The organism is Pseudomonas sp. R-28-1W-6 (assembly GCF_009799925.1).
GTDB lineage: Bacteria > Pseudomonadota > Gammaproteobacteria > Pseudomonadales > Pseudomonadaceae > Aquipseudomonas.
Window position 1 is genome coordinate 150963 of the sequence record NZ_WELK01000008.1, and the last position, 9142, is coordinate 160104.

14 protein-coding genes are annotated in these 9142 nt (G+C 47.7%); all 14 read right to left on the reverse strand.

Translation table 11 applies throughout. The features are described from left to right. Nucleotides 1-369: 369 nt before the first annotated feature. Nucleotides 370-1230: a GNAT family N-acetyltransferase gene (locus tag F3I62_RS15285; RefSeq protein ID WP_160490498.1), complete on the reverse strand. Its 861-nt coding sequence runs from the start codon at nucleotides 1228-1230 to the stop codon at nucleotides 370-372. Nucleotides 1231-1735: 505 nt separating this feature from the next. Continuing rightward, entirely contained in the window at nucleotides 1736-2113 is a 378-nt protein-coding gene (locus tag F3I62_RS15290; RefSeq protein WP_160490499.1) for a hypothetical protein, read from the reverse strand. Between the two features lie 114 nt (nucleotides 2114-2227). Then, complete coding sequence (locus F3I62_RS15295; protein ID WP_160490500.1) at nucleotides 2228-2524, reverse strand: hypothetical protein; 297 nt, start codon at nucleotides 2522-2524, stop codon at nucleotides 2228-2230. 86 nt (nucleotides 2525-2610) lie between these two features. Continuing rightward, nucleotides 2611-3177, reverse strand: coding sequence for a hypothetical protein (locus tag F3I62_RS15300; protein WP_160490501.1), 567 nt, complete (start codon nucleotides 3175-3177; stop codon nucleotides 2611-2613). Nucleotides 3178-3268: 91 nt separating this feature from the next. After that, entirely contained in the window at nucleotides 3269-3754 is a 486-nt protein-coding gene (locus F3I62_RS15305) for a hypothetical protein (RefSeq protein WP_160490502.1), read from the reverse strand. A 106-nt stretch (nucleotides 3755-3860) separates the two neighbouring features. Beyond that, nucleotides 3861-4220: a hypothetical protein gene (locus tag F3I62_RS15310; RefSeq protein WP_160490503.1), complete on the reverse strand. Its 360-nt coding sequence runs from the start codon at nucleotides 4218-4220 to the stop codon at nucleotides 3861-3863. Between the two features lie 181 nt (nucleotides 4221-4401). After that, entirely contained in the window at nucleotides 4402-4803 is a 402-nt protein-coding gene (locus F3I62_RS20560) for a lysozyme inhibitor LprI family protein (RefSeq protein ID WP_160490504.1), read from the reverse strand. A gap of 77 nt (nucleotides 4804-4880) precedes the next feature. Beyond that, nucleotides 4881-5228 (reverse strand): DUF3601 domain-containing protein, encoded by a 348-nt coding sequence (locus tag F3I62_RS15320; protein WP_160490505.1) that lies wholly within the window; start codon nucleotides 5226-5228, stop codon nucleotides 4881-4883. A gap of 82 nt (nucleotides 5229-5310) precedes the next feature. After that, nucleotides 5311-5565: a hypothetical protein gene (locus F3I62_RS15325; RefSeq protein WP_160490506.1), complete on the reverse strand. Its 255-nt coding sequence runs from the start codon at nucleotides 5563-5565 to the stop codon at nucleotides 5311-5313. A gap of 431 nt (nucleotides 5566-5996) precedes the next feature. Next, nucleotides 5997-6434: a hypothetical protein gene (locus tag F3I62_RS15330; RefSeq protein ID WP_160490507.1), complete on the reverse strand. Its 438-nt coding sequence runs from the start codon at nucleotides 6432-6434 to the stop codon at nucleotides 5997-5999. Between the two features lie 45 nt (nucleotides 6435-6479). Continuing rightward, nucleotides 6480-6911 carry a hypothetical protein gene (locus F3I62_RS15335; protein WP_160490508.1) on the reverse strand — a complete coding sequence of 144 codons (432 nt, stop codon included), beginning with the start codon at nucleotides 6909-6911 and terminating at the stop codon, nucleotides 6480-6482. Nucleotides 6912-6989: 78 nt separating this feature from the next. Beyond that, nucleotides 6990-7538, reverse strand: a complete 549-nt coding sequence (locus F3I62_RS15340; RefSeq protein WP_160490509.1) for a cysteine hydrolase family protein — start codon at nucleotides 7536-7538, stop codon at nucleotides 6990-6992. Between the two features lie 505 nt (nucleotides 7539-8043). After that, a complete protein-coding gene (locus tag F3I62_RS15345; protein ID WP_160490510.1) occupies nucleotides 8044-8526 on the reverse strand; it encodes a hypothetical protein in 483 nt (160 codons plus the stop codon). A gap of 74 nt (nucleotides 8527-8600) precedes the next feature. Further along, nucleotides 8601-9142, reverse strand: a 542-nt coding sequence (locus F3I62_RS15350) for a hypothetical protein (RefSeq protein ID WP_218572890.1), incomplete at its 5' end; no start/stop codon positions are given.

The window sequence follows — 9142 nt, forward strand, 5'->3', positions numbered from 1 at the left end:
AGGCGAGCCGATGAGCGAGGCGAACGCTGGCGCGCGCACCGCTGGACGGTATAGGGAGTGTCCTGTACGGACGACGGGGCAGGGACCTGCGCTCTGCAAGCCATCCTGCGCACTGGCGCGGAGCCTGGGCAAGCGCAAGGAAGACGCCGCGGATCTACCGCCAAGTGGTCGTGTAAGGCAGGGGAGAAGCGTTTGCCTGTCCCCCCTGTTGGCGCCGTAAGCAAGAGCGAGTGGCGCCTAACGCTTGCGCCAAGGGGCCAGCCTTAGCCGCTCCCAGTGAGCGGAGCGAGCGATTCCGGGGCATTGTGTGTGGCTTGGACGTGATACTGCGCGTGGGGAGCGTCAGGCGTAATGCTCGGCTAGAGGCATTTACCCCAGCTCAAAAGTCGTTATGCCGTATATTTTCTCGAGTGGCAGTTGCGGGAATTCTTTTGTGTACATTCTTGCTGTTTCAAAGACCGCAGTCATCCCGGCTTTTTGAGCAAGATGGATGGCTTTTGGGTTCGGTTCCGGTACGTCCAGAAACACCTCGGAGCCTTCAGGTATTCGCGCCGTTAAAGCCAGGAATAGATCAAATGCCAGGTCGCTGTTCTCGGCATTCAGAGGGCCGATTTTGAATCCGTGCTCACAGGCGCGAATGGAGCCATAGCCAATGATTTTCGACTGTTCAATTATTGCTAGCGTGTGAGAGTTTTTGGGATCTATCCATTCTCTGAGGAAAATACTTCTCTGCTCAGGAAAGAAGGCTCGGTCGTATTCCTCGATTCCTTGAAAATTAATGTGTTTGGCTTCGACGACCGTGCTGACTGGAATTTGTTGCCTTGTTGATTTCCCGGCGAACCTGATGTTTCTGTGGGCCAGTTTGAAGCCTGATTTTTTGTAATTGTCCTGCTGCGCCAAGACCCCGTCCAAGCCTATGTTCCTTCCCCTTAGGTTGGAGATGGCGGACTCCCATATTTTAAATCCGAAGCCATTGCCGCGAAATGCTTCATGCACGATGTACAGGCCAATAAAACCAAATGACTGCCCATATTTGACGGCGGATATCGTGGCTATCGGGGCTTCGTCATATTTACCGACAAGAAAGCCGGTTGCGTCTGCTGCATAAAATGCCGAGGCATCGTTAATCCCAGGGTTCCATCCCTCTTTGGCTGCCCAGGTTATTGCCGTATTTAGCTCATCCCGCGACATGACGGATATTGTGAACTTTGAATTATCAATGGGCTTCATCGTGAAGTTACATCTGGATGGCTGAAATGTTCTGTGTTTTCGTTTTTAAGCATAAGCCAAGAGACGGAACTTAGCCCGTTCCAGCGAGTGAAGTGAGCATTGGCCTGCTCACGGTCAGCGCTCTGCAGGCGGCGGAGGGGGATGCCGGAGGCACCCTGCTTAACCCACGGCGCACGAGCGGTGCTGCGGGCGGTGAAACGCTGCCAGGCAGATACCCCGGAACGTCTGACGGCGGGGTAATCAGCAAGACGCGGAAGTTTTCCTGCGCTTGTGGTGAGAAGCGAGACTGTCGGAAAGGGTGAGTTCTGCAGCGGAGCAAGGCCTATAACCATCATGATCTGATAGATCGACTGAGCGCTGGGCCCCCGCTGCGCGAATTACAGAATGGCCAGGGCCTTGCGCCCAGCAAAGGCCGGATATACGCATGCAACCGCACCGCCGGCAGGAGCAGAGCAAAAGCTTTGCCCACTACTTGTGGGGAGGGTCCATATACAATTGTTATGCCTTACTCACAGTACTTGCCATAGTGTCTCTCAAGAGCCTCCATGCTTAATGCGTGAGTGATTTTGCTTCCTTTGATGGAGTAAATAATGGGTTTGTTTATCCATTTTGGAAAGTCGGACTTTAAACTGCAGTATAGTGAGGTGGCTTTTTTGAATTCAGATTTGAATTTGCAAGAGTCCATGTTTGGGCATGTGCAAGATTCTTTTGAGCTATTGCCTGCATTAATGCAGGCCATTACTTTTTCTGAGACAGCGTCCATGGCCAGATTTAGTTGATTTGCTCTATGGATCTCCTTTTCATTTTTAAGGGTAATAGGCTTGGCATGTAATGGTAGTGAAATAAATATAAGTAATAAAAGCAAGGCTGTATTGATTTTCATGGTTTTAACGACGTGTCTGTGCATAACGTTTGGCTAAGGGGCCGGCTATGCCGGTCCCGAGTGAGCGGAGCGAACGGCTTGAGCCAGTAGTTAGGCTCGTTGCTGCAGGCTGGCTTATAAAAAGTCTTCATGCCCTTCTAGTTTTGGAGCTGAGTAAACACTAACTTTGTATTTATCTTGAAGCACACTGATGACTTGTTGAACGTGTGAGCCGTGCTCAGCGGACTTGACTTGATGCTTCATTGAGGAAAATGTATCTATAGCGACCTTGTTTTTCTCGATGTGTATCCAAAACCAAGAGTCAGCTTGCAGTCCATGCTCGACACTCTCGAAATGTTGAGATAGATACTGCTTTAGCTCCTCATGAAACTCCCAGTATTCTTCTGGGTACTCCATTTCGGCGAATATCATCGATTTTCCCTGAAGGGCCTAACGATTAAGCTAAGGGGCCGCGGAACGCGGTCCCAGCGAACGAAGTGAGCGCTTTGAGCGCATTGTTAGCGGCCACTTTCACCTAACCGTAAAAAACTTTCGTTAGAAAGTGGTTCGATGTTTTCAATGTGGTGTTCTGTGCAGTTATTGCCTGTACAGTATTCGGCAAGAATTAGTCCTGATTCGTCTTTGTAAAGACTCATTCTGGCAATCAACTCCATGTTGATTTTTTTAATAATTTCTCGATTTTTTGATGTAACACTGATTGATGCATTTCTGCGTACGGGCTTTTCAGAGCCAACAGGGCCAATTTCGCGGTTCTGTTTGTCGTAGTTGATCGTTGCCTGAAACTCTCCACAACTGAAAGTGACTTGAGGGGAATCGTAATATCCGTACCATTCATTGAAGACATAAATATTATTTTCGCGCTCCAGCCGTTTAAGTAGTTGGACGTGTTTTGTCCAGTCATAGTCTTCTGGCCAGATGGCTTGCCTTATGTTCCAGTAACTAATGCGATCGACTTCGAAGCTGGGGATTACTGTGGAGCAGTTGAATTTATAAAATTCATAGCGCTCATCGGCTAAGGCTGAGTACGTGGACAAAATTAACAGTATTGCTGTTATGAGTCTCATATAACTCCCCGTGGCCGCTAACGTTTAGGTTAAGGGGCCGCGGCACGCGGTCCCAGTGAGCGAAACGAACGATTTGAACCGCTTGTTATGCTTATTTTCTATACATGTTAAGTTCGGAATATATTTTTTCTCTATTTTGTGATGGCTGATTCTTAATTAGGAACTCTGCTATCTCAAAGGAGTTTAACCCATTAAGATATTTTTTATGACTTGATATTTTTAGGTAGGGGTTCGCACCTTTTTCCAAAAGTATTTTTGCCAAGTCTGGCTCATTATAAATAATTGAGGCAATCAGTGGGGTTGAGCCTATTTCGTCTGGTTCTTCAATGTTGCATCCGGACGATAAAGCAACATCAATTATCTTCAAGGCTTTGTCTTTTGGGAATCCTGGTTCGTGATACAGACCGGCCGCTAGTACGATAGTGGGTCCGATAAATTTCCCATCTGTCAGATAACAGCCGGTTTTATCCGTGGTTCTTAGTCTTAGATTTATTTCGGTCTGAGCAAGTGCGTTGTTCCAGCCGTGAGAACTTAATAAGCTAATCGTAATTAGAGTAAATAAAGTGGATTTCTTCATGATGCGATCCTTGCACAGGGCATAACGTTTGGTTAAGGGACGTCCAAAAGCGTAGCTTTTGGACGTCCCGAGTGAGCGAAGCGAACGACTTGAACCAGTTGTTAGGCTAGCCGGTGCTGCCAGTGCAGGCGGCATAGCTTTTTGCAATGGTTGTTACTTGCTCTTTGGCGGTAAAGGTAGCAGGTGCATCATTGAAGATGCGGGACTCACACATTTCGCGATAGTTATTGAGCTTACTCATGCAGGCGCTAACGCTAGAACCTCCGCTTTTTTGAAATTCGGCGTCATTGCAGAAGAATTCGGCCAACATGTTTGAGCCGGTTTTTACCTCTTGTAGAGTTACCTCTGTTGTCTCTACTTTTTTGAGTAGCGCCTGATAACTATCCACAGTGATATTTTCTACTGCATAGTTTGTGTATGCGTAGTAACCGCCGACAGCCAAGATTATGAGGATTATGTATTTCATTTTCTTCCTTGAAGGTTGGGTGGATTGGATCTTGTTGTGAGCCTAACGTTTGGTTAAGGGGCCGGCTTTAGCCGGTCCCGAGTGAGCGAAGCGAGCGGCTTGAACCATTTGTTAGGCTCGGGATGCTGGGCTGGATAGCCTAAAATTAAATTGCCAGCAGCACAGACCTTGGGTTGAAAACTCAATTGCAGAAATCCTGAGTTCTGCATGCGATTTTCCTTAAATATTCGATTCGCTTCCGAAGCTCTTCTTTTTTGCAAGACGAACTGAACGTCGACACCCAAGCACTTGAGCCGCCTTCTAGCCCACCTTCTAGTGCGCAATTTTCTTGGACATAAACTAGCCAGGCGCGCTGCGATTTCCGTAACTGTTCTTGTTGTTTTCTCGGGTCTGACTCATCGTGCACAGGTAAAGAATTTAGCGCGTAGGGGTAAATACGATTGAGTTCTTTGTCTAATCGGTTTAACTCTTCAAGCTGACATTGATCCTGCTCGGTATGTGATTGGGCCCTCGACATACAGTCTTTCTCGTCTGCTACTGTGCTGCTACTGGCTAGTACAAGAATCAAGAGTATTCGCTTCATGCTTAAAGCCTAACGATTAAGCTAAGGGGCCGGCTTCGCCGGTCCCAGCGAGTGAAACGAGCGATTTGAGCGCATTGTTAGGTGTGTTTTTCTTCGTGTTTGGCAATGTATTGCTCCAGATTTTCATTGACCTCGCTTTGCGAATCTTCTTGGTCTAACCGTAAGCGAATAACATATTCAGATGATTCTTGATTGAATAGCAAGGTTAAGCCTGCATCGTAAGGGAAAAAATTATAACCGAGAAACTCAATGACAGTTCCGACATTGTGGATTTTGTAGTCATAGTCTTGAAATTGCTTGGAGATAATATATGTTTTCCCTTTTGTAAGGTGTTGATATGTTGGCTTGAAGTTTTCTAAATGCTCAGAAGATTCAATATTTTTAATGCTATTTTTTGAAAATAGGCTAAGAAGCTTACTGAGCATAACTAAAGACACCTAACGTTTGGTTAAGGGGCCGGCTTTAGCCGGTCCTGCAGTGAGCGAAGCGAACGACTTGAACCAGTTGTTAGGCTTTTTTAGGAGTCCAGTTTGACACATATGGCTTTACTCCGGATTTCTCTAGGCGACGTTGGATCTCGAACATAACCTCATTCTCTGTGTTGCCACCGGCTGACAGGCGGGTGAACTCAGATGGAGTGATTTCATCCTCTCTCCAAGCCTCTTGATGAGCCCCTGCATCATATCGAACGAGGTATCGTCCTTCGCGAATAACGACCTCGATACCTTGAGTGTTTAGACTTCCGTAGACGACTTTTTCCATATGAGCCTAACGTTTGGTTAAGGGGCCGCGGAACGCGGTCCCGAGCGAGCGAAGCGAGCGGCTTGAACCAGTTGTTAGGCAGAGGACTTCGAGCCGGGCGCAGGCGATGAATACCGCACTGTGGCCAACCCGCCAGGGCCTTGCAAGCAACTGATTCGTTTTTGCTGGGTACTCACTCATGCGAGCTGTCCGGCCCGATACGGCGTTGCAGGTAGAAGACCTTGGCGCGGTGTGTGGGCGAGAGCCAAGCAGAAGGCGCGGATTGGGTGCCAACCGGCCGCGCGATGCGCCGGAAGTAAGTTTGATGTTGTGGCTAACTGACGCAACTTCCATGTTGGCACCGATATTAAAAGTGACTGACGCCTAACGTTTGGTTAAGGGGCGGGCTTTAGCCCGTCCCAGCGAGCAAAGCGAGCGATTTGAACCACTAGTTAGACTTCTGCACTATCTTCGCTGGAAGGTAGAGGGCTCCAGCCTTTGAATTTGATTACTCGTTTTGTAACTTTCCTGCCTTCACCAGCCAAACCTAATGTCAGAGATTCTTTTTCTGCTTTTAGACCTGCGTTAGCCTTTCCGGAAGTGTCGTAGTATTCCTCTATTTCAACTTCCTCTGATGAGGCTATACGTTGAGCAATTGAGATTTCTTGTGCTACACGAGCTTGGTGAGCTTGAAAGTCCATGACGATTTGTTGTTTTCTAGCCTCGGCCTCAAGTGATTCCAGGCTTTTATTTTCAGCTTCTTTTATATCGTCTTGTGAAGCGGCAAGTGCTGCAGCGATTGCTGCTACAGGACCAACTAAAAAACCTCCTGGGATAAACATAGTTGCGGCTGCGCTGCCTGCGATTCCTGCTGCTTTTTTTATATCCATTTTCCGGGATCTCACATTAAATTATTGAAGAGGTCTAACGTTTGGTTAAGGGGCTGGCTTTAGCCAGTCCCGAGTGAGCGAAGCGAGCGACTTGAACCACTTGTTAGGCCTGCTCGGACTTTCATTGTTGTTTTTTTGAACTGGCGAAGAGAACGAAATTTTTAAGTTGGCCTGATATTTTTCAGCTAGCTCTATGATTTGATGCGGTACGGCGAAGTTTGCCCAGTTACGTGTTGAGTAAATTCCAATACCAATACAAATGTCAGAGTAACTGCCCGTTAGATTCTTTGTGACCCACGCCAAGGCACTTTCAATTTCGTTTAGCTCGCACGGTACGGAGCTATAGGGTATCAATGTTTCAGGCCTTGCTCCGCCCCGGAAATTTGGGAAGTGCTCGCAAAAAAGACTCCTGGCCTCCAGCTCTGTGCCGTTGACGACGATAACGTAGGTAATAGAGTCTTCTTCGGTATTAGCCATACTGATTGCCTAACGTTTGGTTAAGGGGCCGGCTTTAGCCGGTCCCGAGTGAGCGAAGCGAACGGCTTGAACCAGTTGTTAGAGGGCATTTCGTAACTCGGTGGTTGTGACTACTGTTGCGTACTCACCATGAAGATTTGCTAATGCCATAGCATGTACCTCTTCAGCGCTGCGTAGAACTCCGTTGTAGTCAGGTTTTGCGAATGCAAACGTTGCATCAGCTGCCACATAAGTTTTGAACCCAAGATTGCCTGCTGTACGAGCTGTTGCTTCGACAGAGTTGTTGGTACTCACACCTACGATTGCAAGGGTTTCGATGCCTCTGATCCGAAGCCAGCGCTCAAGCCCGGAGTTAATGAATGCGTCCGGGACGTTCTTTTCAACTACATGCTCGGTGCTTAATGGTTGTAGTTCTTCTTGGAACTCAACACCAGGCTGCCCAGGCCAGAACGGAGAGCCAGGTGTTCTTGAAATGTGACGCACATGAACAATCGGTGCCTTTGCATCTCTCCATGCTTTCAGCGTAATTGCGATTGCTTGCTCTGCTTGCGGGTTATTGCGAGCGCCTGCTGACGGTTCGAGCATGCCACGCTGCATATCAATGATGATGAGGGCTGGTATGTGCATGAGCGAATGAACTCTAACGTTTGGTTAAGGGGCCGGCTTTAGCCGGTCCCGAGCGAGCGAAGCGAGTGACTTGAACCATTTGTTATGCATTACGCCACCACGCTCGACTGGCTAGCTAGCGCCATGCAGATTAATACTATTGCTGAGCTCCAAGCACATAACCTTGCCGCCCAGAAAAATGTAAGGGCCCAGCCCTGTAGTTGAACTGTAGGCGGTAATTTTTTCCACGGAAGCAAAAATGAGCCATTCAGCGTCGAGACTACGGCCGTTGCCCCAAGTAAGGGGTTGCCAGTTTTCAGAAGCGTTTTAGAGGCAGACGGATTATTGCGTATACAAAAGCGCAAAGCCGCCGCCGAAAGGATAGCAAGCAGAGCTAGCAGGATTGATACTGCCAAGTACAACTCAATTGTCAGTGCGTTCATATGCATAACGTTTGGTTAAGGGGCCGGCTTTAGCCGGTCCCGAGTGAGCGAAGCGAACGACTTGAACCAATTGTTAGAGAGCATTACCTCGTAACCTTGTTGTGCCTTGCTGTTGAGCTGATTCCAGATGCAAACCATACACAAACCATAGATGTGAAAAGGTCCAAAATATCTTTAGGATCTTTAGGGATTTCAAGTCCTTCGCATGATTTTTGTAGGTAGTGGGTCAGAGGCAGCAGATCAGGTTCAGTTATTTTAAATTGGATGTTGTGGCTTAGTTTATTTCTAATGCTGTTGAGGTGCTTTATTGCTGGTATTGAATTGTATTTATCTGGGTAGTGCTCTTTTGATAAAAGCGATATTTTCTGCGCGAATGTCTGTCTGGATGCGCCCCAATCAAGCTCCGAGTATTTTGTTTTCAAATATTCGTCAAGGTAATACTCAATGATCAGGTGGCAGGAAAGAAAATATCCAAGCAGCTCATAGTCGATGCTTTCTATGCGTTGCCAGGTGACATCCCTGTTATGGATTTTTGAAACTAGTGGTGGTAGTCCGTATTTATCCATGATCTCTAACGTTTGGTTAAGGGGCCGGCTTTAGCCGGTCCCGAGCGAGCGAAGCGAGTGACTTGAACCAATTGTTAGACTCTACTCCTTATGGCGGCAACAGCTGCTGCATATGAATCATTACCAATTCCTACCTGAGCCCAAACTGGGCGTGCTTCATTGCCTTGCCTGTCATATTGTTCGTCAGCATCCCAAAGCGTAATTATTTGATTTGGGAATAGGTACTCTGAGGCGATGAACTGATGAGGGCCAGAGTTATCTGCGTTGGCTATTAGAGAGAACAGCTCTTCGGCAGAGAGGGAAAAGACATCACGGCTTTGGAATGTTGCAATAAAGCGCTCGCTAGCGGATATGCCAATAAATCTAACTCGGTCGTCTGGGTCGCATTCAACCTGAATTGAAGCATTGCAAAAGTAGTCCAGAGCACGACGAGATGACTCAAGCGGGAAGCCTGCACTGAGCAACAACTCTCTAGCTTCCGCACGAAGACTTCCAAGCTTTATGGGGCCAACGCCAATTAGCGGAGATATTTCTAGGTTGAGCACATAAGCCTCAAGAGGTCTAACGTTTGAGATGAGAGGCTTGACCCGGCTTGCCGGGGCAAGTCCTCTCGATT

Bases quoted from the DNA above. Each gene is read 5' to 3' on its own strand.
- F3I62_RS15345 (WP_160490510.1), bottom strand. From the start codon at position 8,526: ATGGATAAATACGGACTACCACCACTAGTTTCAAAAATCCATAACAGG.
- F3I62_RS15340 (WP_160490509.1), bottom strand. From the start codon at position 7,538: ATGCACATACCAGCCCTCATCATCATTGATATGCAGCGTGGCATGCTC.
- F3I62_RS15335 (WP_160490508.1), bottom strand. From the start codon at position 6,911: ATGGCTAATACCGAAGAAGACTCTATTACCTACGTTATCGTCGTCAAC.
- F3I62_RS20560 (WP_160490504.1), bottom strand. From the start codon at position 4,803: ATGAAGCGAATACTCTTGATTCTTGTACTAGCCAGTAGCAGCACAGTA.
- F3I62_RS15310 (WP_160490503.1), bottom strand. From the start codon at position 4,220: ATGAAATACATAATCCTCATAATCTTGGCTGTCGGCGGTTACTACGCA.
- F3I62_RS15325 (WP_160490506.1), bottom strand. From the start codon at position 5,565: ATGGAAAAAGTCGTCTACGGAAGTCTAAACACTCAAGGTATCGAGGTC.
- F3I62_RS15290 (WP_160490499.1), bottom strand. From the start codon at position 2,113: ATGAAAATCAATACAGCCTTGCTTTTATTACTTATATTTATTTCACTA.
- F3I62_RS15305 (WP_160490502.1), bottom strand. From the start codon at position 3,754: ATGAAGAAATCCACTTTATTTACTCTAATTACGATTAGCTTATTAAGT.
- F3I62_RS15295 (WP_160490500.1), bottom strand. From the start codon at position 2,524: ATGATATTCGCCGAAATGGAGTACCCAGAAGAATACTGGGAGTTTCAT.
- F3I62_RS15300 (WP_160490501.1), bottom strand. From the start codon at position 3,177: ATGAGACTCATAACAGCAATACTGTTAATTTTGTCCACGTACTCAGCC.
- F3I62_RS15320 (WP_160490505.1), bottom strand. From the start codon at position 5,228: ATGCTCAGTAAGCTTCTTAGCCTATTTTCAAAAAATAGCATTAAAAAT.
- F3I62_RS15285 (WP_160490498.1), bottom strand. From the start codon at position 1,230: ATGAAGCCCATTGATAATTCAAAGTTCACAATATCCGTCATGTCGCGG.
- F3I62_RS15330 (WP_160490507.1), bottom strand. From the start codon at position 6,434: ATGGATATAAAAAAAGCAGCAGGAATCGCAGGCAGCGCAGCCGCAACT.